At 51.9% G+C, this 24,182-nt stretch carries 28 protein-coding genes, 1 tRNA gene and 1 other RNA gene; 23 read left to right on the top strand and 7 right to left on the bottom strand.

Annotated elements, in window-relative coordinates; genetic code table 11:
* Nucleotides 1–72 precede the first annotated feature (72 nt).
* Complete coding sequence (locus tag ABUA09_RS01105) at nt 73–801, top strand: YebC/PmpR family DNA-binding transcriptional regulator (protein WP_033116685.1); 729 nt, start codon at nt 73–75, stop codon at nt 799–801.
* 78 nt (nt 802–879) lie between these two features.
* Here the strand turns inward: ABUA09_RS01105 and rnpB are convergent.
* An RNA gene (rnpB, locus tag ABUA09_RS01100) (RNase P RNA component class A) lies at nt 880–1,276 on the bottom strand.
* 115 nt (nt 1,277–1,391) lie between these two features.
* Here rnpB and murD point away from each other — a divergent pair.
* The 9 genes from murD to ABUA09_RS01055 all read left to right on the top strand — a co-directional run bounded on the left by murD (nt 1,392) and on the right by ABUA09_RS01055 (nt 12,009).
* Nucleotides 1,392–2,768, top strand: a complete 1,377-nt coding sequence (murD, locus tag ABUA09_RS01095; RefSeq protein WP_075703869.1) for a UDP-N-acetylmuramoyl-L-alanine--D-glutamate ligase — start codon at nt 1,392–1,394, stop codon at nt 2,766–2,768.
* Between the two features lie 78 nt (nt 2,769–2,846).
* Entirely contained in the window at nt 2,847–3,887 is a 1,041-nt protein-coding gene (locus ABUA09_RS01090) for a zinc-binding metallopeptidase family protein (protein WP_242943921.1), read from the top strand.
* Complete coding sequence (locus ABUA09_RS01085; RefSeq protein WP_195969455.1) at nt 3,881–4,903, top strand: M42 family metallopeptidase; 1,023 nt, start codon at nt 3,881–3,883, stop codon at nt 4,901–4,903. The genes ABUA09_RS01090 and ABUA09_RS01085 overlap by 7 nt, the downstream gene beginning before the upstream one ends.
* A gap of 16 nt (nt 4,904–4,919) precedes the next feature.
* Nucleotides 4,920–5,912, top strand: coding sequence for a M42 family metallopeptidase (locus tag ABUA09_RS01080; RefSeq protein ID WP_058117717.1), 993 nt, complete (start codon nt 4,920–4,922; stop codon nt 5,910–5,912).
* 35 nt (nt 5,913–5,947) lie between these two features.
* Nucleotides 5,948–7,198 (top strand): methionine gamma-lyase family protein, encoded by a 1,251-nt coding sequence (locus tag ABUA09_RS01075; RefSeq protein WP_058118747.1) that lies wholly within the window; start codon nt 5,948–5,950, stop codon nt 7,196–7,198.
* A 30-nt stretch (nt 7,199–7,228) separates the two neighbouring features.
* The gene (yunB, locus tag ABUA09_RS01070; protein WP_082636035.1) at nt 7,229–7,924 is read left to right on the top strand and encodes a sporulation protein YunB; all 696 of its coding nucleotides are present in this window, start codon (nt 7,229–7,231) and stop codon (nt 7,922–7,924) included.
* 13 nt (nt 7,925–7,937) lie between these two features.
* Nucleotides 7,938–8,552 carry a VanZ family protein gene (locus ABUA09_RS01065; RefSeq protein ID WP_081959787.1) on the top strand — a complete coding sequence of 205 codons (615 nt, stop codon included), beginning with the start codon at nt 7,938–7,940 and terminating at the stop codon, nt 8,550–8,552.
* Nucleotides 8,530–10,506 (top strand): NAD-dependent DNA ligase LigA, encoded by a 1,977-nt coding sequence (ligA, locus tag ABUA09_RS01060; protein ID WP_195614467.1) that lies wholly within the window; start codon nt 8,530–8,532, stop codon nt 10,504–10,506. The genes ABUA09_RS01065 and ligA overlap by 23 nt, the downstream gene beginning before the upstream one ends.
* A gap of 141 nt (nt 10,507–10,647) precedes the next feature.
* Nucleotides 10,648–12,009: a radical SAM/SPASM domain-containing protein gene (locus ABUA09_RS01055; RefSeq protein ID WP_279204867.1), complete on the top strand. Its 1,362-nt coding sequence runs from the start codon at nt 10,648–10,650 to the stop codon at nt 12,007–12,009.
* Between the two features lie 63 nt (nt 12,010–12,072).
* On the opposite strand, the gene ABUA09_RS01050 is transcribed toward ABUA09_RS01055, so the two are convergent.
* Both ABUA09_RS01050 and ABUA09_RS01045 read right to left on the bottom strand, forming a co-directional pair.
* Complete coding sequence (locus ABUA09_RS01050; RefSeq protein ID WP_033116692.1) at nt 12,073–12,669, bottom strand: manganese catalase family protein; 597 nt, start codon at nt 12,667–12,669, stop codon at nt 12,073–12,075.
* Nucleotides 12,670–13,128 (bottom strand): spore coat protein CotJB, encoded by a 459-nt coding sequence (locus ABUA09_RS01045; protein WP_058117713.1) that lies wholly within the window; start codon nt 13,126–13,128, stop codon nt 12,670–12,672.
* Between the two features lie 186 nt (nt 13,129–13,314).
* Here ABUA09_RS01045 and ABUA09_RS01040 point away from each other — a divergent pair, with 186 nt between their 5' ends.
* The 3 genes from ABUA09_RS01040 to radA are packed head-to-tail and all read left to right on the top strand — an operon-like array spanning nt 13,315 to nt 16,851.
* Nucleotides 13,315–14,691, top strand: coding sequence for an MATE family efflux transporter (locus ABUA09_RS01040; protein ID WP_208319126.1), 1,377 nt, complete (start codon nt 13,315–13,317; stop codon nt 14,689–14,691).
* Nucleotides 14,692–14,741: 50 nt separating this feature from the next.
* On the top strand, nt 14,742–15,491 hold the full coding sequence (locus ABUA09_RS01035) for an N-acetylmuramoyl-L-alanine amidase (protein ID WP_147586118.1): 750 nt from the start codon (nt 14,742–14,744) through the stop codon (nt 15,489–15,491).
* Nucleotides 15,481–16,851, top strand: coding sequence for a DNA repair protein RadA (gene radA, locus ABUA09_RS01030; protein ID WP_033116693.1), 1,371 nt, complete (start codon nt 15,481–15,483; stop codon nt 16,849–16,851). The genes ABUA09_RS01035 and radA overlap by 11 nt, the downstream gene beginning before the upstream one ends.
* A gap of 316 nt (nt 16,852–17,167) precedes the next feature.
* On the opposite strand, the gene ABUA09_RS01025 is transcribed toward radA, so the two are convergent.
* The 4 genes from ABUA09_RS01025 to ABUA09_RS01010 form a co-directional block, all read right to left on the bottom strand.
* Entirely contained in the window at nt 17,168–17,398 is a 231-nt protein-coding gene (locus ABUA09_RS01025; RefSeq protein WP_208319125.1) for a hypothetical protein, read from the bottom strand.
* An 83-nt stretch (nt 17,399–17,481) separates the two neighbouring features.
* Complete coding sequence (locus ABUA09_RS01020; RefSeq protein ID WP_208319124.1) at nt 17,482–17,721, bottom strand: hypothetical protein; 240 nt, start codon at nt 17,719–17,721, stop codon at nt 17,482–17,484.
* A gap of 1 nt (nt 17,722) precedes the next feature.
* Nucleotides 17,723–17,902, bottom strand: a complete 180-nt coding sequence (locus ABUA09_RS01015) for a hypothetical protein (RefSeq protein WP_033116695.1) — start codon at nt 17,900–17,902, stop codon at nt 17,723–17,725.
* A gap of 353 nt (nt 17,903–18,255) precedes the next feature.
* Complete coding sequence (locus tag ABUA09_RS01010) at nt 18,256–18,474, bottom strand: helix-turn-helix transcriptional regulator (protein WP_195615481.1); 219 nt, start codon at nt 18,472–18,474, stop codon at nt 18,256–18,258.
* A gap of 397 nt (nt 18,475–18,871) precedes the next feature.
* On the opposite strand from ABUA09_RS01010, the gene ABUA09_RS01005 reads away from it, so the two are divergent.
* From ABUA09_RS01005 to ABUA09_RS00960, 10 genes are all read left to right on the top strand, one after another.
* Entirely contained in the window at nt 18,872–19,117 is a 246-nt protein-coding gene (locus tag ABUA09_RS01005; protein WP_208319122.1) for a hypothetical protein, read from the top strand.
* A gap of 70 nt (nt 19,118–19,187) precedes the next feature.
* Entirely contained in the window at nt 19,188–19,394 is a 207-nt protein-coding gene (locus tag ABUA09_RS01000; RefSeq protein WP_208319121.1) for a hypothetical protein, read from the top strand.
* Between the two features lie 101 nt (nt 19,395–19,495).
* Complete coding sequence (locus tag ABUA09_RS00995; RefSeq protein ID WP_208319120.1) at nt 19,496–20,350, top strand: rolling circle replication-associated protein; 855 nt, start codon at nt 19,496–19,498, stop codon at nt 20,348–20,350.
* Nucleotides 20,329–20,403, top strand: a tRNA-Thr gene (locus ABUA09_RS00990). Before ABUA09_RS00995 ends, ABUA09_RS00990 begins: the two co-directional genes overlap by 22 nt.
* Before the next feature lie 25 nt (nt 20,404–20,428).
* Complete coding sequence (locus tag ABUA09_RS00985) at nt 20,429–21,547, top strand: hypothetical protein (RefSeq protein ID WP_279201875.1); 1,119 nt, start codon at nt 20,429–20,431, stop codon at nt 21,545–21,547.
* Complete coding sequence (locus ABUA09_RS00980; RefSeq protein ID WP_208319118.1) at nt 21,547–21,759, top strand: hypothetical protein; 213 nt, start codon at nt 21,547–21,549, stop codon at nt 21,757–21,759. Before ABUA09_RS00985 ends, ABUA09_RS00980 begins: the two co-directional genes overlap by 1 nt.
* Before the next feature lie 170 nt (nt 21,760–21,929).
* Nucleotides 21,930–22,454: a hypothetical protein gene (locus ABUA09_RS00975; RefSeq protein WP_208319117.1), complete on the top strand. Its 525-nt coding sequence runs from the start codon at nt 21,930–21,932 to the stop codon at nt 22,452–22,454.
* A gap of 301 nt (nt 22,455–22,755) precedes the next feature.
* Complete coding sequence (locus ABUA09_RS00970) at nt 22,756–22,923, top strand: hypothetical protein (RefSeq protein ID WP_156113726.1); 168 nt, start codon at nt 22,756–22,758, stop codon at nt 22,921–22,923.
* A gap of 25 nt (nt 22,924–22,948) precedes the next feature.
* Nucleotides 22,949–23,137, top strand: coding sequence for a hypothetical protein (locus tag ABUA09_RS00965; RefSeq protein ID WP_208319116.1), 189 nt, complete (start codon nt 22,949–22,951; stop codon nt 23,135–23,137).
* 218 nt (nt 23,138–23,355) lie between these two features.
* Complete coding sequence (locus ABUA09_RS00960) at nt 23,356–24,090, top strand: ATP-binding protein (protein ID WP_208319115.1); 735 nt, start codon at nt 23,356–23,358, stop codon at nt 24,088–24,090.
* The last annotated feature ends 92 nt before the right edge of the window (nt 24,091–24,182 follow it).

Below are 24,182 nucleotides of genomic sequence, written 5' to 3'. Positions count from 1 at the left end.
GGTTGCGTTACAGACGCCGGTATGGTAAAATATTTTAGCTAATTTTGAGATTTCTAGAAGGGGACGAATCCAATGTCAGGACATTCCAAGTGGCATAATATTCAGAAGACCAAAGGGGCAGCCGACGCGAAGCGTTCTCAGATCTTCACAAAGATCGCCCGTGAGATGATCGTGGCAGTGAAACAGGGCGGCAGCGGGGACCCCAACAATAACTCCCGACTGGCCACCGTGATTGCCAAGGCCAAAGCCGCCAATATGCCCAACGATAACATCAAGCGGACCATTGACAAGGCGCTTGGCTCCGGGAACGCTGACGATTTTGAGAGCGTGGTCTATGAGGGCTACGGCCCCTGCGGCGTCGCCGTGATCGTGGAGGCGCTGACAGACAACCGGAACCGTACGGCTCCGGAGGTGCGCCATCTTTTGGACAAGTACGGAAAGGGGCTGGGCGCTACCGGCTGTGTTTCCTGGTCCTTTGATCAGAAGGGTGTTATCGTCATTGAGAGGGAAGACTTGGATGAGGATACCGTTATGATGGACGCTCTGGACAGCGGCGCCGACGATATGCAGGCGGATGAGGAGTGCTTTGAAATCACTACTACGCCGGATTCCTTCGGCGAGGTCTTGGCTAAGCTGGAAGAGAAGGGATATGCCTTCCTTTCCGCCGGAGTGGATATGGTCCCGCAGAACTATGTGAAGCTGGAAAAAGAAGAGGATATCAAAAACATGGAGAAGCTCATCGATCTGTTGGAAGAGAATGACGATGTGCAGAACGTGTACCACAACTGGGAGCAGGACTGAGCTACTGAGCTTAGGGATGGATCTTTTTGCTAGAATGAAGAAGAGAAGCGGCGGGGATATGCTCCCCGCCGCTTCCTGTATGCAAGTAGGCCTGTAAGCCGGGTTCTGTCATTTAAGACAGCCATCTATCTAGACGCGCCGTTGCCAACGCGTTCCAGCCACCTCCCCGGGACGGCCGGGCCGGCCGTGTGTCCCTCCACGGTGTTGCTCCGGATAGAGTTTACATCGATGGGCAGTCTCCAGCCATCGGGTGAGCTCTTACCTCACCTTTCCACCCTTACCTCGCCGACGCATGTTCCCGCAAAAACAAAGTCCTTACAGAAAGCGCATTCAAGGGGCGAGGCGGTATCTCTCTGTTGCACTTTTCCTAGAGTTGCCTCCGGCGGGCGTTACCCGTTATCCTTGCCCTGTGGAGCCCGGACTTTCCTCATGAACGGCCTTTCGGCACTGTCCACGTGGCTGTCCAGCCTGCTTGCAGTGTTTTATTATATCGGAAGAGAAGCACACTGTCAATTCGATTGAAATATTCTGCGCAATAAGATATAATAAATTTTACGATATTACGATCAAAAGGGGGAACGGCAGTGCAAATGACGCTCAAAGAATATCTGGCCGGGCTCAAGGGGAAAACAGTGGCTGTGATCGGCATCGGCGTATCCAACACGCCGCTTATTAAAATGCTGTTGCGGACAGGAATCCGCGTTACCGCCTGCGATAAGAATCGCCGCGAGGATTTCGGCGGCTTGGCGGAGGAACTGGAGAGTCTGGGGGCCGAATTGCGCCTGGGGCCTGACTATCTGAGAGGTCTGGATCAGGATGTGATCTTCCGCACACCCGGGTTGCGCCCCGATGTTCCCGAACTTTTGTCGGCCCAGGCAAAGGGCAGCATGATCACCTCTGAAATGGAAGCGTTTTTCCAAGTCTGCCCATGCCATACCATTGGGGTTACAGGAAGCGATGGAAAGACCACCACGACGACGATCATTGCCTCGCTTTTAAAAGCGGCCGGCTATCATACTTTTGTAGGCGGCAATATTGGCCGCCCCCTTCTGGCCGACGCAGACGGGATGGAGCCGGACGATTGGGCCGTACTGGAGCTCTCCTCTTTCCAACTGATGACCATGGACCTGAGTCCTGAGATCGCAGTGGTCACCAATCTTGCGCCCAACCATTTGGATGTTCACACGTCCATGGAGGAGTATACTGCGGCAAAGAAAAATATTTTTCTGCATCAGGGTACAGCGGACCGCGCCGTATTCAACTATGATAATGAGATCACGCGTGAGTTTCTCGAGGAGACCCCCGGCCGGGCCGTCTCCTTCAGCCTCAGGCAGGAGCTCTCCCAAGGTGTGTATGGGAAGGATGGCGCGATCTGGGTCGCCAACGATCAGGGCAGGAGATCGGTTCTCCCCCTGGACGGGATCCTTCTCCCGGGTGAGCATAATGTGGAGAACTACATGGCCGCCATCGCCGCAGTAGACGGCATGGTGCCCGACGAGGTGATCCGCAAGTTTGCCGCGGAGTTTGGCGGGGTGGAGCACCGTATCGAGCTGGTGCGCACGCGGAACGGCGTGCGGTATTACAACGACTCCATCGCCTCCAGCCCCTCCAGGACCATCGCCGGACTGCGCTCCTTCCCGGACAAGGTCATTCTGATTGCCGGAGGGTATGACAAGCATATCCCCTTTGATGTGCTGGGGCCCGAGGTGGTCGCTCATGTGAAGCATCTGGTCCTCACCGGCGCCACGGCGGATAAGATCAGTGCGGCGGTCCGGGGATGCGCGGAATACCGTGGCGAGCCGTCCATCTCCCAATATGAGGATTTCAGCGCCGCTGTGATGGCAGCCCACGGTATGGCCCAGCCAGGGGATGTGGTCCTCTTCTCACCGGCCTGTGCCTCGTTTGACCAGTTCAAAAACTTTGCCCAGCGTGGCGAAGCATTCAAGAAGATCATCTATGAGCTGTAGGCCCGGTTCCAAGGGCACGTGGATATACGGACAATTCAGACGGCGGAACGACGAGTTTCCTGCCAAGGAGGGAAGACTTTGAATATCAGAGAGACACTTGGTACACTGAGTGCTATGGCAGGTCCTTCAGGCTTTGAGCACCCTGTAGCGGAGCAGGCGGCCGAGCTGATGCGGCCCTTTCTGGACGAAGCCAATGTAGACCGCTTCGGAAATGCGGTGGGGGTGCGCCTTTGTGGCAAGCCGGGAGCCCCCCGCTTGCTTTTGGATGCTCATTTAGATGAAATCGGCCTGATGGTGACCGGAGTTGAGGATGGATTTCTCCGTTTCCGCACCATCGGCGGAGTAGATCCCCGCATGCTGCCGGACCGGGAACTCACCGTGCTCACGCATCCCTCTATCTTAGGCGTGGTGACCTGTCTGCCGCCCCATGTGCTCAAGCCGGGGGATACCAAGAAGGCCATCCCAATTTCCGAGTTGCGCGTAGATATCGGTATGGACCAAAAAGAAGCCGAGCGTACAGTTCCCATCGGCACTCCTATGGTCTTTCGCGGCGGATGCTTCGATTTGAAGAACGGAAGGCTCTGCGGCAAATCTATGGATGACCGGTCCTGCTTTACCATCCTCCTGCGGACGGCGGAGCTTTTGAAGGACAAGCCGCTGGATGTTGACCTCTATGTGATGGGCAGCACCCGGGAAGAGGTCAGCGGAGCGGGGGCCAAGGTGGGGACCTACGGGATACATCCCGATTACTGTGTGGCGGTGGACGTCACACATGCCAAGACGCCCGATATGGGAAAGGGCCGCCGCAGCAATATCGGCGGCGGCCCACAAATTGGAGTGGGGCCCAATATGACGCGCTGGATGACGGAGCGTATGGTCGGCAAGGCCCGTGAGCTTGGAATTCCCTATGATCTGGAGGTCATGGAGGGGCACACCGGCACCAATGGCTGGCACATGCAGATAGTCCGCGAAGGTGTGGCTACCTCTGTGGTATCCCTGCCGCTGAAATATATGCACAGCCCTATCGAGGTGCTGGACCTGGCGGATATCGAGCAGACAGCGCAGCTCTTGGCCGCCTTTGCCGAACATTTGGGGAAGGAGGCCGGAAGCATATGCTGAGTCTTGTAAAGGAATTGTGCCTGCTCAACGGCGTCTCCAGCGGAGAGGATGAAGTCCGGGCCTTTATCCGTGAAAAGGCTGCCCCTTATGCCGAAGCGATGCGGACCGACGCCCTGGGCAACCTCATTGTATTCAAAAAAGGGGCGAAGGCCACCGGAAACAAGCTGATGCTGACCGCCCACATGGATGAAGTCGGTTTTATCGTCAATGACATCACAGAGGATGGATATTTGAAATTTGCTCCGGTAGGCGGGATCGATCCCAGGGTCGTGATCGGCAAACGGGTCAGCGTGGGTCTGGGACGGGTCCAGGGCGCAATCGGTCTCAAGGCGTATCATCTGGTCAGTGCGGAAGAGGAAAAGAACGTCCCCAAATTTGAAGATATGTATATTGACATCGGAGCCAGGGACCGGGCGGACGCGGAAGCCGCAGTCGCATTGGGGGCCCTGGTCTCCTTTGAGAGCGATGCTGTGGAATTTGGATGCGGGATGTTTAAAGCGAAGGCAATTGACGACCGGGTGGGATGTGCCGTTATGCTCAAGCTCCTGGAAGAGGAGCTTCCCATGGACTGTACCTTCGTATTTTCCACACAGGAGGAAGTGGGGACCCGAGGGGCTTTTGGGGCCGCCTTTTCCGTGACGCCGGAGATCGCGCTGGTCCTGGAGGGGACCACGGCGGCAGATCTGCCAGGAACCGACAGCCACAGACAGGTGGCCGTCCCCGGAAGGGGTCCGGTTCTCTCGTTCATGGACGGAGGCACGGTATACGACCGCGAACTTTTTGAGCTGATGCGGGAGTTGGGCGAAAAGCACCAGATTCCATGGCAGTTGAAAAGCGGCATCTCGGGCGGCAACGACGCATCTGCCGTCCAACGTACCAAGGAGGGCGTCAGGGTGGCGGCAATATCCGTGGCCGTGCGCTATCTGCACGCGCCATCCAGTGTGGCTTGCGTCCAGGATTTTGATCATATGCATGCTTTGGCGAGGAAGTGGATTGAAGCCGTCGCATGCTTATAATACGGGAGGATAGGAAATGAATATTTTAAAAACGCTGCAAAGCTTAAATGCCTGTCACGGCCCCTCTGGAGACGAAGCAGAGGTGGCTTCGCTGCTGGAGAAGCTGGCCATGCCCTTTGTAGACGAGTGCCGCCGGGACACCATGGGGAATCTGATTGCCCACAAGAAGGGGGCTGGGTCACGGGTCCTGTTTGCAGCCCATATGGACTCCATCGGCTTCATCGCCACCTATATTGAGAAGGAGGGCTTTGTCCGCTTCTGCAAAGTGGGCGGCCTCCATGCGCCTGACCTGATCGCCACACCTGTACGCTTTAAAAACGGAGTGCGGGGCGTGATCTGCCTGAACGAGGGTGTCGAGCCCAAGGAAATGACTTTGGAGGATCTCTATATTGACATTGGGGCCCATGACGAAGAGGAGGCACGCGCAATGGTGGGCATTGGCGATACCGCAGTCTATGATACTCCCACCTTTGGCGCGGGAGACCGTCTGGTCTCCCCCTACATGGACAATCGCATTTCCTGCATTGTCCTTCTGATGGCGATGGAGCAGTTCCAAAAGAGCGAGAACGATCTCTATTTTGTATTTACCGTCCAGGAGGAGCTGGGGCTGCGCGGGGCGAAAACTGCAGCCTACGCCATCGATCCGGACTACGGCATTGCAGTGGACGTGACCGTATCCGCCGATGAATTGGGCAGTAAGCACTCCGGCAGCAGCAGGCTGGGCGGAGGCGCGGCGATCAAGGTCATGGACTCCTCCATCATATGTCACCCTGAAATGGTCTCCAAATTATCGGCGCTGGCCGGGGAGCGGGGGATCGATGTCCAGATGGATGTCATCCGATCCGGCGGCACCGATGCCGGAAGCATCTATACCACGAAGATGGGGGTACTGACCGGTGGAATTTCCATCCCATGCCGATATGTCCATACTCCGCAAGAGATGGTGGACCGCGGCGATGTAGAGGCCTGTGCCCGGCTGGTTTGCGCTTTTGCAGAAGCCAGTCTATAATAAAACTATTAGGAAAGCAGAGTGTGAAAAGGGAAATGCCATTACAGATAAGCGATCACGTCCGCACATTGGGCAGGGAGGCGCAGGCGGCACTGGGGGAACAGTTTGCACGCATTGACGCCATTGCGGAGGAGAATACCCAGAAGGTCCTGGCCGCCTTCCAGAGACATCGGGTGGCGGAGTCCTATTTTGCCGGGACCACCGGCTATGGATACGATGACCTGGGCCGTGACCAGTTGGACGCCATTTTTGCGGACCTTTTTGGGACGGAAGATGCTCTGGTCCGAATCGGCTTTGTCAACGGCACACATGCCATCTCTTGCGCGCTTTTTGGCGCGCTGAAGCCGGGAGATACTCTGGTTTCGGCGGTGGGCGCTCCTTATGATACCCTTTTAGGCGTGATCGGAGTGGTGGATAAAGGCCCAGGATCGCTCAAGCAGTATGGCGTAAACTACCGTCAGGTAGATGTCACCCCCGAGGACCGCCCGGATGTGGAGGGAATCGTGGAGGCGGTAAAGGCCCCCTCCGTAAGTACGGTGCTGATCCAGCGCTCAAGGGGATATGCGACCCGAGCTTCTCTCTCTGTGGATGAAATTGGAACGCTGTGCGCCGCCATTCGCAGCGCCAACCCTGGGGTCAATATCTTGGTAGACAACTGCTACGGAGAGTTTGTGGAGGAGCGTGAACCAACACAGGCCGGGGCGGATCTGGTCGTGGGGTCCCTCATCAAAAACCCGGGGGGCGGTCTTGCGCCCACCGGGGGATACATCGCCGGACGCCGCGATCTGGTGGAGGCGGCCTCTATGCGCCTCACTACGCCTGGAATCGGCAGAGAATGCGGCTCTACTTTGGGAAACAATCGTCTGCTCTATCAGGGACTTTTCCTTGCACCCCACACCGTGGCTCAGGCGGTAAAGACCGCTGTATTTGCCGCCAAGACGATGGAACTGCTTGGTTATCGGGCTGAGCCCGCCTCCAGTGCGCTGCGGCACGATATCATTCAGATGATTCATTTCGGTGAGCCGGAAAAGCTGAAAAAGTTTTGCAAAGGTATCCAGATGGGGGCGCCGGTCGACTCCTACGTGACGCCGGAGCCCTGGGATATGCCGGGCTATGACTGCCCTGTCATCATGGCGGCTGGCGCTTTTATCCAGGGGGCTTCCATCGAGCTCTCCTGCGACGCTCCCATGCGTGAGCCCTATACCCTCTATCTTCAGGGCGGCCTCACCTATGAATCCGGGAAAGCGGGCGTGCTTTTGGCCGTGGAGGAACTTTTAAAGGACTGATACAAGCCGGTGTGCGCATAAAGTCTGCATATGGGGGTGACCTTATATATGCGGACTTGGCACAGATGGGGATTTCCCCGATTCAGGCGACGGGGACCGCCCCAAGCCCGAAAGGCGCATGGACTGCTGCTCAGCGGACTGCTCGGGGTGAGCCTTGCGCTCCTCCTCATCGGATACCTGGAAATCAGGCTGCATCCAATCCTGAACGCTATGGCCACGGCAAAGGTGACCAATACGGTTACGCAGACGCTGGATGGCGCCATCGCCAATGAGATATCCTCCGTTGGGATCACCTACGGAGATCTCATCTCTATGGAAAAGGACAGTACGGGGCGCGTGACCGCCCTTACCAGCAATATGGCGGAGCTCAACCGACTCCGGACGAGTATTCTCAGCGCTGTGGTCACAGCCGTGGATACCCTGGATCAGGAGCAGCTTGCAATTCCGGTGGGAAACCTGACAGGGATCAACTTTCTCTCCGGAAGAGGCATATCTCTGCCAGTGGAAGTGGTGGCCGTGGGTTCCGCCCATGCGGAATTTCACAATCAGTTCGACTATGCCGGGATCAACCAGACCCGGCATCAGATCCTGCTGGATGTGTCCGTCGCTGTGGACATCCTGCTGCCCGGGGATACCTTACGGACCGAGGTCACCGCACAGGTCCCCGTGGCGGAAACTGTTATCGTGGGTGCAGTACCGGACACTTACTTGCAGCTTGGAACATAAGAGAGGCGGTACTTTGCGCGAGATTGCAGTGATCGGAACTTATATGGTCAAAATGTTCCCCGCTGGGTGCTTCGGGGTGCTGTTCTGCGCGGCGACACTGCCTCTACGGCGCAGGAGACTTTCTCGAAACAATATGGGCACAAGCGCCGCGCATGAGCTTTGCTTGATGCTCTTCACCGCTTTTCTTGCGGGGCTTTTTGCGCTGATCGTGCAGTCCTCCGGAAAATCTTCCGGAGGACTGCACTACAATCTAATCCCGTTCCAAATAATTGCGGACCTGGCCTCAGAGCTGCATGCCGGAATCTGGATGGGATTTTGGATTAGTTTCCTGGGAAATATTGTTATGTTTTTGCCTTTAGGATTTTGCCCCGCACTGCTTTGGCACAGAATTACCTTTCGGATCGCACTGCTGATCGGAGCCTGCACCTCACTCACCATCGAGTTGTGCCAGCTTCCCCTGGGACGCAGCACCGATATCGACGACCTTTGGCTCAACACGTTGGGCACAGCAATTGGATATGCACTATATCGGACCTTGGCCGGACGGAGACCGCGGTGGACAAAAGCCTGTAAAGTGATATACAAGACAGAAGAGGAGACCTCCCATGGATGTAAAACAGGAGATTGAACAGTTGCGTGCCGCGCTCAACGAGGCTGGCTATGAATACTATGTTTTGGATCGCCCTACCATGAGCGATTACGATTATGATCACCGGCTCCGGCGTTTAGAGGAGCTGGAGAAGGCATACCCGGAGTATATCACACCGGATTCTCCCACCCAGCGGGTGGGGGGAGAGGCGGTCTCCGGATTTGAAGAGGTCCGCCACCGTGTTCCGCTGGAAAGTCTTCAGGATGTGTTTTCCATGGAAGAACTCTCCGACTTCGACCAGCGAGTCCATGAGAGCGTTGGGGATGTGGAGTATACGGTGGAGCCCAAAGTAGACGGCCTCTCTGTGGCGCTGGAATACCGGGATGGCCTTTTTGTCAGGGGCGCTACCCGCGGGGATGGGCTGGTGGGAGAGGATGTCACCGAAAATCTTCGTACCATCAAATCCATTCCCATGTTGCTGCCACAACGACTGCCCAGCCTCATTGTCCGCGGAGAGGTGTTCATGCCACGCACCGTATTTGCAAAACTCAATGAAGAGCGGGAACAAAACGGAGAATCCCTTTTTGCAAATCCCCGCAACGCCGCTGCGGGTTCGCTCCGGCAATTGGACCCTAAAATCGCAGCGGCCCGCCGTTTGGACATTGTCCTTTTCAATATCCAGTATATGGAGGGCCGCTCGTTCCAGACGCATTCAGAAACGCTGGATTTTCTGGAGCAGATGAAATTCAAAGTGATTCCCCGTAAGATCTGTCAGACGATACGTGAGGCCCAGAAACAGGTGGAAGATATTGGAGATAACCGGATTCAATTCCCCTACGACATTGACGGCGCAGTTGTAAAGGTAAATTCCCTTTCAGAGCGTGTAGAATTGGGCAGTACCGCAAAGTTTCCACGCTGGGCTGCAGCGTTTAAATACCCGCCGGAGCAAAAGGAGGCTACGGTCCTTGATATCATGGTCCAAGTGGGGCGCACCGGTGTTCTGACGCCAAAAGCCACTTTGAGCCCAGTGCGTCTGGCCGGCACCACAGTCACCAGCGCCAGTCTGCACAACCAGGACTATATTGCAGAAAAGGATATTCGGATCGGAGATACCGTTTTGGTCCAGAAGGCCGGAGAAATCATCCCCGAGGTAGTAAGAGTTGTAAAGGAAAAACGCCTTCCAAATTCAGCCCCCTATCATCTGCCGGGGAAATGTCCTGTCTGCGGCGCCCCGGTAGTACGGGACGAGGAGGGAGCGGCCATTCGCTGTACCGGCGCCGAGTGTCCGGCGCAGCTCCTGAGAAATCTAACGCATTTTGCATCTAGGGATGCCATGGATATTGAAGGGCTGGGACCGGCCGTGGTGGAGAGTCTGGTAAACGCCGGTCTGTTGAAGGCTCCGGGAGACCTTTACACCCTGCGGATCGATGAAGTTGCCAAATTGGAGCGAATGGGACCAAAGTCCGCGGAAAACCTGATCCACGCTATTGAGCGTTCCAAGCAGAACGACCTTTCCCGTCTCTTGTTCGCCTTTGGTATCCGACAGGTGGGACAGAAGGCGGCCAAGGTCCTGGCCGCCCGTTTTGGTACGTTGGACGCACTGCGCGGGGCGACGGTGGAAACCCTCACCGAGGTAAACGATATTGGTGAAATTACGGCGCGGAGTCTGGTTGCGTGGCTCCATAGTCCTCAGGCGGAACACCTAATCTCTGCGCTGAAGGATGCGGGTGTGAATATGGCAAGCAGCGCGCAGAGCACAGGAGATCAGCTTGCCGGAAAAACCTTTGTCCTTACGGGGACACTGGCTCATTTCAGCCGTTCTGAAGCCGGAGCATGTATTGAGGCGCTGGGCGGGAAGGTGTCCTCTTCCGTCTCCAAAAAAACCAGCTATGTGGTGGCCGGAGAAGAGGCGGGCTCCAAACTGGAAAAGGCTCGTACGCTGGGGGTCCCTGTGCTCTCTGAGCAGGAGTTTCTGGATATGATCGGCACATAGATCATATCCAGAAATCTTGCGTCCTGTGACACAGTTTCCCTGTTTTGTCTATGGAAGTCCTTAAAAATTCGCTTTATAATAGAACTACGAAAGCGAAAGCAGTTTCGAAATGTTTTTGCATTCAAAAAGGAGTGATTCTGCATGGGACTGATGGATCGGGTTAAAAAAACAGGCATGTCCATCATGTACGACTATTTGGACAAGGACCCGGATCGGAATCTGCCGAAAATTATGGACTGGGTAGATCAGTTTGCGGGAAAAGATGTCTTTGCTGCTGCCCGGAAGCAGGCCCGGAAGGTGATCGAGGATCCGGACAACAACTGGTATCGTCTGATTAAAAGTCTGTGGACAGACATCGACGACGGAGTTCGTAAGACGCTTTTTGAAAATTTTATTGTGAACTCGGCGCTGATCGGGTTCCCAAAAGAGTGTGACAACCGTGAGAAGTACGGCTGCAATATCCCATGGGCTATCCTGATGGACCCCACTTCTGCCTGCAATCTTCACTGTACAGGCTGCTGGGCGGCGGAATACGGCAATAAGATGAATATGGACTTGGATACGATGGACTCCATCATCCGCCAGGGTACGGAGTTGGGTACCTACATGTATCTCTATACCGGCGGCGAACCGCTTGTTCGGAAAAAGGATATCATTACCCTCTGCGAACGCCATCCCGACTGTGTATTTATGTCTTTTACCAACGCGACGCTGATCGATGAGGCATTTGCCGACGAGATGCTGCGTGTCAAGAATTTTGTCCCCGCTATCAGCGTAGAAGGCTTTGAAGAGGCGACAGATTCCAGGAGAGGGCATGGCACTTTCCAAGCTGTGATGCGCGCCATGGAGATACTCAAGCGCAAAAAGCTGCCCTTCGGCGTCTCTTGCTGCTATACTCGCGCCAATGTGGATGTTATCGGCAGCGAGGCCTATTTTGACAAGATGGTGGAGTGGGGGGCAAAGTTTGCTTGGTTCTTCACATATATGCCGATCGGCGCCGACGCGGTGCCGGAGTTGATGGTCACTGCCGAGCAGCGGGAGTTTATGTACCATCAAATTCGAAAATTCCGGGATTCCAAACCCATCTTTACGCTGGATTTCTGGAATGACGGAGAGTATGTGGAGGGGTGTATTGCCGGCGGACGGCACTACTGCCACATCAATGCGGCGGGGGACATTGAGCCCTGTGCGTTTATCCATTATTCAGACTCCAATATCCACAATAAAACCCTTCTGGAGGCCTATCAATCTCCGCTCTTTATGGCCTATCATGACAATCAGCCTTTCAATCAAAATCATCTGCGTCCTTGCCCGCTGCTGGATAACTATGGACGGCTGGCGGACATGGTGGATCAGAGCGCAGCAAAGTCTACGGATCTCACTGCACCGGAGGATGTACATACCCTCTGCGGAAAATGTAAGGATGCAGCTGAACACTGGGCAGTCACCGCTGGAGCGCTGTGGGCGGCTTCACATCCGGATGGCGTCCATAAGGCGGAATAGATTTCTCTTATTTCAAAGCGGCGCAAGGCGATCGGCCTTGCGCCGCTTTCGGCCTGAAGGGGATTATTTGTCTGTAACGGGATTGGTGAAGTAAATATTTTTCTGATCCATTTTTTCTTTTGCCAGGCGGACCGCTTCACCAAATCTCTGGAAGTGGACGACCTCCCGCTCACGGAGGAACCGGATTACGTCGGTAACGTCCGGATCATCACAAAGGCGTAAAATGTTATCGTAGGTGACTCTGGCCTTTTGCTCCGCGGCCATGTCCTCGGTAAGGTCGGCGATTACATCGCCTTTTACAGCCATGGAGGCGGCGCTCCAGGGAAAACCGGAGGCCGCAGTCGGATAGACCCCTGTGGTATGGTCCACAAAGTAGGGGGCAAACTCAGCAATACGAGCATCGGTGTCGCTGATGTTCCGCGTGAGCTGATGGACGATGGCGCCAATCATCTCTAAATGCCCCAGTTCTTCTGTACCAATATCGGTCAAAAGGCCTTTCAGTTCGGCGTAGGGCATCGCGTATCTCTGGCTCAGATAGCGTAAAGATGCGCCGAGTTCGCCATCCGGTCCGCCATACTGACTGATAATGAAGGACGCCAGTTTGGGATTGGGCGTCTTGATTTTCACTGGATACTGTAGTTTCTTCTCGTAAGAAAACATTTATTTGCCCTCCTTCTCTGTGTAGTTCCAGGGCCACGGATCCTGGAGCCAAGTGTAGGTCTTGCTCCTGGCGGTTTCGCCGCGCATAATGGGGCCGCCGATCTCTACATAGTCGGCCCGCGCGGTCTCCTCCAGAGCGGCATACTGGCGGAAAAGCTCGAAGGCCTCGCCGTCAGAGGGATGCGTATCCAGATAGAGCGCCAGCTCCTGGAGCACAAATTCCAGCGCTTGCAGTTCCGTCATAGGCGTCTGCGGCAGGCTGGCCGCGTTGACTTTGGCACGGAAGGGGAGATTTAAGCCGGGATAAAGCGTCCCATTATTGAGGGCATCCATTTGGGAATATCGCTTTGGATTGTTTTGCTGAAAGGGGACATATGGTACCGCCAGAGGGGCACATTCGGGCAGTGTGCCGCAGTTATCGCTGCATGTGGCGGGGTTCGGTGCATTGTCAGGGTACAATTCAGGATTCCTCCTTCTATGGTTTCAGAGAGAACACTCTGTACGGCAGAGTTCCCCTCCGTTTTATCTTATGTGACATGGTGCAAAAGGGAACCTGACGTTTTAAAGCCGGAAACCATTTTGCTTTTGAAGCGCGGGTGTGGTATAATGGCCCACAGTGAATATGATTTAGGGGAGAAAAAATTTTTGCAGCATGTAAATGACCTGGGCAGAGACGACATCAAGCAGCTTGTCCTGCGTGTAGCGCTGCCCTCCATGTTGGCGCAATTCGTCAGCGTACTCTATAGCATCGTGGACCGGATGTACATCGGGAATATCCCGGAGATCGGCGATACAGCCCTGGCCGGCGTGGGAATCTGCGGTCCAATTGTGAACCTAGTTGGCGCATTTGCCTTTTTAGTCGGGGTAGGCGGTGCCCCTTTGATGAGCATCAAGCTGGGAGAGGGAGACCGGGAGGGGGCGCAAAGAATCCTCTCCAATTGCTTTTTGATGCTTGCCGCCCTGTCCGCTCTGCTGACCGCGCTGGCGCTTGTCTGGAGGGAACGGCTCCTGATGTGGTTTGGCGCCAGTGCATTGACATTCCCATACGCAAACGACTATATCACAATCTATCTCCTAGGCACAGTCTTTGCCCTGATGTCTTCCGGATTGAATCAATTTATCGTCTGCCAGGGATTTGCAAACGCAGGGATGCGCTCGGTCCTTTTGGGCGCGGTGCTCAACATTATTCTTGATCCGATTTTTATTTTCAGCTTGGATATGGGGGTAAAAGGGGCGGCCTTGGCTACCGTTCTCTCCCAAATGGCGTCATGCACGTATGTACTTCTCTTCCTGTTCGGACAGCGCCCGCCGATTCGAATTACATTTGGCGGCTACCAGCTCAAGGTCGTCCGTTCGGTTCTGACCGTGGGCTTCACATCCTTTCTGATTATTGCCATCGATAATGGGATGATCATTGCCATGAATGCTGTGCTACAGCGATATGGAGGCCCTGGACAGGGGGATATCTTGATTACCTGCTGCACCATTATGCAGAGCTTTATGCTGATGGTTACCATGCCGTTAGGCGGCATCACGGGGGGCACGCAGAGCATCCTGGGCTTTAACTATGGAGCGAGGCGGCCAGACCGGGTGCTCAAGGCGCAAAAGTATATTATCCTGCTCTGCGTCTCCTTCACTGCACTCTTGTTCTTGTTTGCCCAACTGGCTCCTCACTTGTTTGTTTTGATTTTCACACGTGAACCGGAATATGTGGCGTTGGCTTCGCGCGCCATAAGAATTTATACATTGGGCATCATCCCCTTGGGGATACAGTATGAAATTGTGGATGGCTTTACTGGAATGGGGGTGGTCCAGGCCGCGCTGCCGCTCTCATTTTGGCGCAAGCTGATCTACTTTGTAAGTCTGTTTGCCCTTCCCGCCGCCTTTGGAGCGGAGGCAGTCTTCTTTACCGGCCCCATTTCAGATTTTGGAGGAGCGTTGGTATCTGTCGTGGTCTACCTGCTGACCATCCGAAAGATATTAAACAAGCGTTCCCCTGCGGAACCCCTGCCTGAGGTGTAATACATATCGGATGCCTCCCTCTCATAGAGTGCAGAGAGGGGGTGTCCACAGTGAAACAGATCTTTGAGAAACGCATTTTTTCTGTCGCCTTGCTGAGTATATTAACGTTAAGTACCTGCTATTATCTTTTTCTCTGGAAGGGAAACACGGTACCTGCCATGGCGCATCCCGACCGATTCTCAGCCGAGACAATCGTAATCGATGCCGGACACGGCGGTGAGGACGGGGGAGCCGTCTCGCCTTCCGGGACAGTGGAGAGCAGCATCAATTTGGCCGTTGCGAAGCGGCTGGACTCCATTCTAGGCCTTTATGGGGCCAATGTCATCATGCTTCGGGAAAAGGATGTGTCCCTTCATGATCCCGGCTCCGAGACGCTACGTCAAAAAAAAGTGTCGGATCTTCATAACCGGGTAAAAATCATTGAGGAAACTCCCAATGCAACCCTCATCAGTATCCACCAGAATACCTACAGCGGCAGTTCGAAATATCACGGTGCACAGGTCTTTTATGCAAGCGAAGCGTCGAGCCTGCCCTTTGCCAAATTTGCACAAGAGACACTGCGCGTGGTATTGGATCCTGAAAACGGGCGGAAAGCTGCTAAAATCCCAGATACCGTTTATCTCATGAACCACATTACCTGCCGGGCTATCTTGGTAGAATGCGGCTTTCTATCCAACCCGGATGAGGACGTCCTGCTTCAAACCAGTGGCTATCAAACCAAAATCGCAACTGCACTGGCGGGAGCTTATCTTGGTTATTCTGAGACAAATTTGGAGGAACCATTCCAAAATGAGGGCTAAAACGATTTTTTATTGTACGGAATGCGGCAATGAAACGCCCAAATGGGTAGGGAAGTGTCCTGCCTGCGGGAGCTGGAATACTATGGTGGAACAGCCCCAAGAGGCCAAAAAGAAAGGGAGTCCTGTGGCTCAGGGGATATCTGTCAGAGGGAGTTCTGTCAGTCGTCCTAAATCTCTTGCAGAGGTCGAAACTACAGATGAACTGCGATTCCCCACAGGCCTGAGTGAGTTGGACCGTGTCTTGGGCGGCGGAGCTGTTCAGGGATCTCTGGTTTTGGTGGGCGGTGCTCCGGGGATTGGAAAGTCTACGCTGATGCTTCAAATCTGCGATAATCTTTGCCGCTTTTCCAAAGTGCTCTATGTATCCGGCGAAGAGTCTGAACGGCAGATCAAGCTGCGGGCCGAGCGGTTAGGCGTCCGCAGTGAGAGCCTTTATCTGCTGGCTGAAACTAGTCTGGAGAATATTCTGGAGTCCGTCCATGAGTTAAAACCCGATGTACTTATTGTGGACTCTATTCAGACCATGTACGACGAGGAGCAGACTACTTCTCCAGGCAGTGTAGGTCAGGTAAAGTGCTGTACCATGTCACTGATGCAGCTCGCAAAAGGAGAGGGAATCACTGTATTCGTCATTGGACATGTGAACAAGGAAGGCTCCATTGCCGGGCCCAAGGTACTGGAACATATGGTAGACTGTGTTCTATACTTTGAAGGGGAGCCCCATATGTCCTATCGGATCCTGCGAGCAGCAAAGAACCGGTTCGGAGCCACCAATGAGATCGGTGTTTTTGAGATGGCCGACAGCGGTCTCGTCGAGGTCCCAAATCCCTCCGAGACACTATTGGCAGGCCGCCCCAAGGACACTCCAGGAACCTGTGTGACTTGTGTTATGGAGGGAAATCGACCTGTGCTGGCTGAGATCCAGGCGCTGCTTGCCCCTACAAGTTTTGGAAACCCTCGCAGGACCAGCAATGGGTTTGACTACAACCGCGCGATGCTCTTGCTGGCGGTTTTGGAAAAGAGGGGCGGGCTCATAGTAAGTTCTTGTGACGCCTATATGAATGTGATAGGCGGACTTTATCTGGATGAACCCGCTGCGGACTTAGCTGCAATTATTTCCATTGCATCTAGTTTTCGGGACAAGCCTGTACCGGGCGAATTGACTGCAATTGGCGAGGTGGGGCTTACCGGCGAACTCCGTTCCGTCAGCGCCTTGGGGCAGCGTCTTTCTGAAGTTAGGCGTTTGGGCTTTAAACGGTGTCTGATCCCAGCTCAAAACAGTATGAAGCTGGTGGAACCTGAGGGCTTACAGCTTGTCCGAGTCCGAAATATTCGGGAGGCGCTCAGTGCAGTTTTGTGAATGGTCTTTACGTGGTGCGAAGTTGACGCAGGAATTCAGATGACTGGGCGTTCCAATCGACGTCGCATGGGTGAGTACACAGTAGCCGTCCTGCTGGTAGATGCATTCGCTGGTACAGGCGATCAAACTCAAGGAAATCCCTCCAAAGCTTTTGTGTTTGGTTAGTCTGTCCAGCAATGATAAGAATATAAAAATATCAAAGAAGAGGAGGTGTCGCGGCGGCAGAGTTGGAGATTTCCAAGTAAACAAAATAAAGACTTTCTTGCCGTTGTTTTGGCATAGAAAAGGGGAGAGGCTTTTACCTCTCCCCTTTGTTTTATTCGATTACCTTTGGCAGCGGGAACTCTAGTACTTGGCTCGTCCGTTCCGCCCAGTCCAGGAGGGTATTTACTCCGGTACGTACTTCCTCCAGGTCCTCTCGGATCATGCTGATCTCTTCGCGGGTCTCTTCCAGGTCTTCTCTTATTGTGCTGATCTCTTTTTTGATGGGGTCGAGTTTTTCGTCCATCATTTTGCTCATTGCCTGGAGCATTTCCTGATCTGTCATTGTAACGCCTCCCTTTGGTGATCTGAGTGATTTGATTATAACATGGTTGTCAAGGAAGAGGGGAGGGGTTGGCCTCCCCTCTTTTATTTGAATGTACCGTTTATCAGCTTTTTGAGTAGTCTTTCGGCGGCTTCTGCTTTTGCTCTGCATTCGTTGGCTTCTTCTTCGTAGTATTCTCCTGAGCCTGGGCTGTCTATTTCTTCTTCTGCGTGTTTTCTGTTTTCTTCTTCTCTTTCCGCGAAGGATTCAATTCTTTCTTGCAAATGTTCCAGTGTTTCGCTTAGGATTTTTGCGTCTGCGATGCAATCACGGTAATTTTTCATTTTAGAATACCTCCCATTGATAATTTTGCAGTTTGTTTAGGAGCTCTTCGGCCCGTGCGTGTACCCACTTCATGTAGGCGCTGTCGTTTTTGGTTTCCTCCAGGCCGTCGAGGGTGATGCGTAACGCCAGTCTTACGATCTCCGCCTCGTTAGCCGGGAGGGCGTACCTTCTTTTGCGCAACCTGATCGCCTCCTTCGGTGCTGTGTATTGGTTTGTCAAGGTACATCTGGCAAAGCACAAAGAGCAGGCTGGAGGGCCGGATACAAGGGCGCCGCAGGCGCTCGTCTTGACCCTTGTATCCATAGGCCTCTGGCCTGCTATGGTGCAAAGCCCAGATGTGCCAAAACAATACCGCACGATGGCGGCGGTAGTGCGCATAAGAAAACCGCCTCCCTGGGCGGGGAGACGGCTTTTTTTTATTTTCCTTTTACCATCTTTATTATGGCTCCAATCGTTGCAAGTATAAAGCAGGGGACTATGAATTTTATTGCGCTGGTTATTAGTTCCATGTTTTTTTTACCTCTTTTCTTTATTTATCTTGGCCAGTCAAGTCCTTTGGGTAGCCCTAAGATGTAGTCTGCGGATACGTGGTAATAAAGACATAACGCTTTTAATTTGCTTATGGTCATTTCCTGTTCTCCTCGTTCGTGTCTTATATATTGTCTTCGACTGCATCCGGCTGCTTGCGCTGCTTGTTCTTGCGTTATGTCTTTGTCTTCTCTTGTGGCTTTTAATCTTTCGTATATTTCCATATTTTTAAGGTTCTCCATTTGTTTATATTGCTGATTTTATCATGTGACCTATTCTTCACTATTGATTTGTGACTAAAGCGTCACTATAATATTTTTTGTGAAGTATTAGTCACTGCTTTTTTAGAAGGGATGAATTGTATGTTTCGAGTAAGTTATGTTTCTGGGAAGTTTGAAGATCGACGGCATAAGGATTTTGCCTCTTTCGCGTCTGCGCAATACTATTTTCTAGCGAAGTTTCATGAGGAGCGTCCTGGTCTGCGTCTTTCGGTTTTTGCCTCCTGACCCTATCGACCGTATTGAATTGGAGCGTCAGTCTGATGACCCTGTTTCGGAGAAGAATAGTTAATCCCGCCTTTTGGCGTGATGATAAAAAATAGTAAGAAAGGAGTAGTTAGTAATGAATGATGTGTATGAGTTGGTCGGTATTCGTGGCGTGAGTTTCACGGGCTCCGATGGCAAGCAGGTGGAGGGTACAAACCTCTATCTTACTTATGAGGACGAATATATTGAGGGCGTAGGGGTCGAGAAGGTTTTTGTCACCTCTAGGCGGTTTTCCTCTCTGTCTTTTGTTCCTGAGATCGGCGCTCGGTGCCGGCTGCTGTATAACAAGTATGGCAAGATCGCGGATATCGTCCCGGTCTGATCTCTCGCCTTTGGTCTCTGCCTTGTCCCGGTTGGCGGACAGGGTAGGGGAGGGGCCTGTAAGCCTCTCTGTGAGCCTCACGGACTCCAATGAGGTTCTTTCCCTCCGTGCCCGGATAGAATCCCTTGAAAAGGAATTGGACGCTCTCCGGGCCTCCTATAACCATACTGAGTTCCTCTATCGCTGTGAGGTAGTAGTGAACACTGAATTGTTGGACCTGTGCCGTGAGCATGGGATTAAGGTACGGCGGTCCATGTTTGACCGTCTGCGTGAATGAACGTCGTGATGACATGCATTCTCCGCGGTGCTCCCGGGAGGCTGAGGCCTCCCAGTGGGGCACTTGACTCTGTAACATAAGTCGGGGAGAGTGCTTTTTATATGTTGTGTCCAGTCTATAGCGTCAAGTATTTTCGTGATGGGTATTATAAGCTGATCCGCTTTAATACGCCTCGTATCCCTCGGCTCCCGACTCCTCGTGAGGCTTTTGGTGATGCGGAGAAGAAGTTGTCTCAGGCGATTGCCCGTGCCCGGTCTGTAATTACTCAGGTCGCTATCTGTAATGATTGGGATTATTTCTTTACTTGTACTTTGGATGGGGCTAAGCATGACCGTTATGACCTGGACTCTTTTCGTAAAGTATTCCCTCAATGGCTCCGGGATTATAACAAGAAGTACCGTTGTAAGATACGTTATCTCTTAGTGCCTGAGCGTCATAAAGATGGCGCCTGGCATATTCACGGGTTTCTCCGTGGCGTTCCTTCTGATCGCCTGACGCCTTTTGTTCGTGGTATTCATCCTCGCGATCTGGTGGATGGCGGTTTTTTGAATTGGGGAGATTGCTCTTATAAATTCGGCTTTTGCAGTCTTGCCCGTATCAAGGATCCTGTCGCTGCTGGTCATTATGTGACCAAGTATATTACGGAAGATATGGCCGAGGCGTGTGTAGGCTACGGGCTTCACATGTATTACTGCTCTATTCGTCTGGCCCGTGCTGTCGCTATGGGGTATAGTTATGAGCGGTATGCTACTTTGGATGAGTTTATCCAGAATGATGGGAAGTATTGTTCTACCGGGTATGTGAAGGATGTTGATTGGTCTTTCTGGTTGGATTACCTTCCGGCTGAGCCGCTCCAGCTTCCGTGTTATGCGCCTGAGTCTCCAGTTCCTCTTTGTATGTCCAATGCGCCGTTGCAGTTGTCTATGTTTGATCCTGCGGGGTGGTGTAGTGGCTAACATTAGTCTCTTGTCATGACTGGCCGCTGGTTCGATTCCAGCCCCCGCACCCAGAATTTGAAGAGGGGAGAGGTAGAAGTGATTCGTCGTCTGTTGGTGGTTCTGTCGCTGTCCGCCTCTCTCCTTGTTGGTACGTGTTTCGCCTGGGATTCGGAGTCTTTTATAGGCAATGATTACAGCATGTACGCAATAGGGGATACTCCTGCAATTCGCAGGGCTTCCAGATCTGTTTCTGCTTATGCTGCGGAGTCGGGTTTTTCTGCTACTGTTTTGTCAGGTATTGACCTTTTTAGCCGGTTTTCTTTTGCTCATGATACGGTTTCCGCTGTCGTTAGGGTCTATCATGAATCTAAAATTGTTGCCGGTGTTTCTGTCCCTGCTTGGGAGGAATTCCGTAGTTCTCCGGTTGATGGTGTAGTACTTACACCTCATTATGATAAAAATAATTTTTATGTTAGTGCCGTTATTCCTACTCAGGATAATTTGAATAATGGTGATTATGAGGGGGTCTATGGTTTTTGTGTGCCTCCTTATAATAAATCTGAGCCTAATATGTCTTTTAGGTATGATTTGAGTTTGGAGGGCCTTTCTTCTTTTTCATCTTTTGAGTTGTCTGGTATTCTCTTTCCTTTTTATACTGATAGTCCTAGTACTGAAAGCCTTTCTCTATATGTTAATGGTGCTTTGATGGAAACTTTCTACCCTGATAGTAAGGGTTGGTATGATTTTGGGTCTTATATTTTCACCAAATCGGTTCCTATCACGTCTGTCTATTTTGTGGTTGATTATCCTCTGTCTTATGTTTCTGGTTCTGATGCTGTTTCTTCTTATTCTCTCTGGCTTAGTTTTTTTGGGTATGATTTTACGTTTTCTATCCTTTCCGGGTCTGATGCTTTAGGTGGCATATCCGATAATACTCAGTCTAAGATAGATGAAATGGAAGGCCTTGAAACTGACTGGGGTCAGAAGATGGCAGATAACTTTAATTCCTTGTCTGTTTCTGATTTCACATTTCCTACTGATTTTGAAAATGCGCCTGCTCTTCTTACAGGTATTTTTCAAGATATCTGGTATGCTTTCGGAGATTATAAGATACTTTTTGTGTTCCCTTTGACTTTGGCTGTCTGTTCGGTTCTTGTTGGTAGGCTTTCACGTTCTCGTTCTTCCTCTTCTGCTGGTAGTGGGAGGTATCCTTGATGCTTGGTTTCCTTTCTTCTTTTGCCCAGGCTATGGGGGTTGTTTTAAACGCTATTGTTTCTTTTTTTTCAGGTCTTGTTCAGGTGTTTATTTTAGTCGGTCAGTCTTTTACTTTTTTTGTTGTTGTTCTTGGGTATCTTCCTTCTGTATTGTTTGTTTTTGCGTCTACTTGTATAACGGTTTCTATCTTTTTCCTTCTGATAGATAGGTGATTTTTTTATGACGGATTGGATTGAATGGTGTATTGCCCTTATTCAGACTTCTGTTCAGTGGTTGGGCTCTGTTCAGCTTCTTGGTGTCTCTGTTATGTGGATTATTTTGGCGTCTATTTTTGTTAGTTTGATTGTTCGTGCTGCTATTTTCCATTTGTAGGGTGGTCGGTATGTCGCTTCTTCTGGGTGTCCTGGTCTCGCTCCTGCTGGTGGTTCCGGCTTCTGCTGCTGAGGCTGATCCGGTTTATGAGCTCTCTGAGCCGGTTGTTTTCTCCGCCCCTGCTCTGGCCTCTGCTGGTGATGGCTTCCCGTTTTATGGCTCCTCCTGGGTGAAGGGGACGGCCTCCGGCCTGGGTGAAGTCGCTCTGTTTTTCCCGATCAATCGTAAGGATGGCTATCTTGGCCTGGATTCTTCCGGCAGGCTCTTCAATGTCTCGGACGCCTCTTTTACTGGTGTTTTGTATGATTCTTCGGGGGCTTCTTACTATGTATCCTTTGGCTCTTTTGCTACTCCTCGTTACCGGCTTTATAGCGGCTCTAGTTATCAGTATTATGATCTTTATCTGGTACCCTCAGAGTCGAATCTGGTTTTGCCTGACTCTCCTAGTCCTACTTACTCTGTTTCTGATCTGTTACCGTTCATTGGTCTTTTGTTTCTTGGAGGTGTCCTTGTCGTATGCTTTATGAAGAAGTAGTCGCCCTCCTTGGTGAGGTCCCCCAGGGGTTTGAACCTCTTGTCTATGTGTTTTGCTGTCTCCTGCTCCTGTGGTTCCTCCAGTTTGTTTCCTCTGTCCTCTGGTCTGTGCTCAGCTGGATAGGGGGGAAGTAGTGTGCTGGATGATCTTACTCTGATGGTCGGTTCTATCTTTGACCTGCTCACGTCTATCTTTAATCTTTATACTGGCACGATGGTTCTTACGGGCGTTTTGGCCTTATGGCTCCTGCGTAAGGTCGTGAAGATATTTCGCCAACTCTATTAGAAGGGAGGATAGGAATATGGCTGCTTTGCTTACGTCTCTTGGAGAGGTTGCTACTAAGGTTTTGACTTTTGTTGCTTCCGTCTGTTCGACAATCACCAGTGAGCCTTTGCTTCTGCTGACTGTCGGCTTCCTCTTCATCGGTGGTGTGATCGGCATTTTTGGGCGGCTGCTCTCTCGCGGCTAGGATATGATTTTTGAAAGGTGGTCTTTTGACAGAAACTCCTTCCGCTATGACTTCTCTCCTCAGTGATCTGGGCACGGTCGGTACTTCGGTCCTTGATACTGTGTCTGATGTGGCCGGTGTTATTGTTGCTCAGCCCCTGCTCCTGCTCACGGTAGGGTTCCTTTTTATCGGCGGCGTGATCGGCATCTTTGGCCGTCTCCTGTCTCGGAGTTGAGTATAGAGGGGCCCCGGCCATAAACTTTAGTTTGGCCGGGGCCCCTCTGTCTGTATTTGAGGTGTTTTTATGAATGGACCGGATTTGGTTGAAGCTCTGCTTAATCTATTGTTTTTCCCTTTTTCTCTTTCTGATAATAGTCTTTTCCTTGTAGTTTTCGGTGTTTTCCTGTTCTGCTTTTCCTTTGTCCTGATTAAACGATTGATGAGGTCTTTTTGATGACTGCTTTTGCTGTTTTTGCGTTTGTTATTTTCCCTATCTTATTTTTTGTTTACTTCCGTTGTACTCAAAAGTATGTAAATCCCTATAAGCTGATTTTCATCTTCGGTAAGAAGGGGAGTGGTAAGTCTACTCTTCTTACAAAATATGCTTTAGATTACCTGAAACGTGGTTGGAATGTCTATTCTACAGAAAATTGTCCTGGTACATATCATATCCGTCCGGAAGATGTTGGTGTTGTTCAGTTTCCTCCCAGGTCTGTTATCATCGTGGATGAGGTCGGTATGATCTGGGATAATAGAGATTTTAAGAATTTCTCTACCCAGGTTAGAGATTATTTTAAGCTCCAGCGTCATTATCAGCATGTGGTGATTCTTGCTAGTCAGACTTTCGATGTTGATAAGAAGATAAGGGACTTGGCCGATGAAATGTATCTTGTTACTAAGAAACTGCGCGTATTTTCTTATGCGAAGAAGATTCTCCGTCAAACGGTTTTGGTGGAAGCTACGGGCCAGAGTCCGAGTAAAATCGATGAGAATCTTGTGTTTGATTCTTTGCTTTTGTTTTGGGCTGGTGCTCGGAAGTTTACTTTCATCCCTAGGTATACTAAGTATTTCGATTCCTTCAAGGTTCCTGAGCTGAAGCAGCGGGATTTTGAAAAGGTTCCGGAATTGAAAATCCCGGTGAAACGTGCTAGACTGTTTCCGAGGCTTAAACTCAGAGGGAGGAGGTAGGCATACGGATTTACCTCCAAGTAAACAAAATAAAGATTCTTGTTTCTTTCGATAAAAAGGGGAGGGCCTTACGGCTCTCCCTTTTTTGTGCC

This window comes from Intestinimonas sp. RTP31139st1_F5_RTP31139_211217 (assembly GCF_040226735.1).
Taxonomy (GTDB): domain Bacteria; phylum Bacillota; class Clostridia; order Oscillospirales; family Oscillospiraceae; genus Intestinimonas; species Intestinimonas butyriciproducens.
Note: the sequence above shows the minus strand (reverse complement) of the source record. Positions and strands in the feature narration are given on the sequence as shown.

Excerpts from the sequence above, each read along its gene's own strand:
- radA (WP_033116693.1), top strand. The coding sequence starts at position 15,481 with ATGAGGGCTAAAACGATTTTTTATTGTACGGAATGCGGCAATGAAACG.
- ABUA09_RS01005 (WP_208319122.1), top strand. The coding sequence starts at position 18,872 with ATGAATGATGTGTATGAGTTGGTCGGTATTCGTGGCGTGAGTTTCACG.
- ABUA09_RS01075 (WP_058118747.1), top strand. The coding sequence starts at position 5,948 with ATGCCATTACAGATAAGCGATCACGTCCGCACATTGGGCAGGGAGGCG.
- ABUA09_RS01105 (WP_033116685.1), top strand. The coding sequence starts at position 73 with ATGTCAGGACATTCCAAGTGGCATAATATTCAGAAGACCAAAGGGGCA.
- ABUA09_RS01020 (WP_208319124.1), bottom strand. The coding sequence starts at position 17,721 with ATGAAAAATTACCGTGATTGCATCGCAGACGCAAAAATCCTAAGCGAA.
- ligA (WP_195614467.1), top strand. The coding sequence starts at position 8,530 with ATGGATGTAAAACAGGAGATTGAACAGTTGCGTGCCGCGCTCAACGAG.
- ABUA09_RS01055 (WP_279204867.1), top strand. The coding sequence starts at position 10,648 with ATGGGACTGATGGATCGGGTTAAAAAAACAGGCATGTCCATCATGTAC.
- ABUA09_RS01010 (WP_195615481.1), bottom strand. The coding sequence starts at position 18,474 with ATGGAAATATACGAAAGATTAAAAGCCACAAGAGAAGACAAAGACATA.
- ABUA09_RS01085 (WP_195969455.1), top strand. The coding sequence starts at position 3,881 with ATGCTGAGTCTTGTAAAGGAATTGTGCCTGCTCAACGGCGTCTCCAGC.
- murD (WP_075703869.1), top strand. The coding sequence starts at position 1,392 with ATGACGCTCAAAGAATATCTGGCCGGGCTCAAGGGGAAAACAGTGGCT.
- ABUA09_RS00995 (WP_208319120.1), top strand. The coding sequence starts at position 19,496 with ATGTTGTGTCCAGTCTATAGCGTCAAGTATTTTCGTGATGGGTATTAT.
- ABUA09_RS00980 (WP_208319118.1), top strand. The coding sequence starts at position 21,547 with ATGCTTGGTTTCCTTTCTTCTTTTGCCCAGGCTATGGGGGTTGTTTTA.
- ABUA09_RS01025 (WP_208319125.1), bottom strand. The coding sequence starts at position 17,398 with ATGACAGATCAGGAAATGCTCCAGGCAATGAGCAAAATGATGGACGAA.
- ABUA09_RS00970 (WP_156113726.1), top strand. The coding sequence starts at position 22,756 with ATGGCTGCTTTGCTTACGTCTCTTGGAGAGGTTGCTACTAAGGTTTTG.
- ABUA09_RS00960 (WP_208319115.1), top strand. The coding sequence starts at position 23,356 with ATGACTGCTTTTGCTGTTTTTGCGTTTGTTATTTTCCCTATCTTATTT.
- ABUA09_RS01080 (WP_058117717.1), top strand. The coding sequence starts at position 4,920 with ATGAATATTTTAAAAACGCTGCAAAGCTTAAATGCCTGTCACGGCCCC.
- ABUA09_RS01050 (WP_033116692.1), bottom strand. The coding sequence starts at position 12,669 with ATGTTTTCTTACGAGAAGAAACTACAGTATCCAGTGAAAATCAAGACG.
- yunB (WP_082636035.1), top strand. The coding sequence starts at position 7,229 with ATGGGGGTGACCTTATATATGCGGACTTGGCACAGATGGGGATTTCCC.
- ABUA09_RS00975 (WP_208319117.1), top strand. The coding sequence starts at position 21,930 with ATGTCGCTTCTTCTGGGTGTCCTGGTCTCGCTCCTGCTGGTGGTTCCG.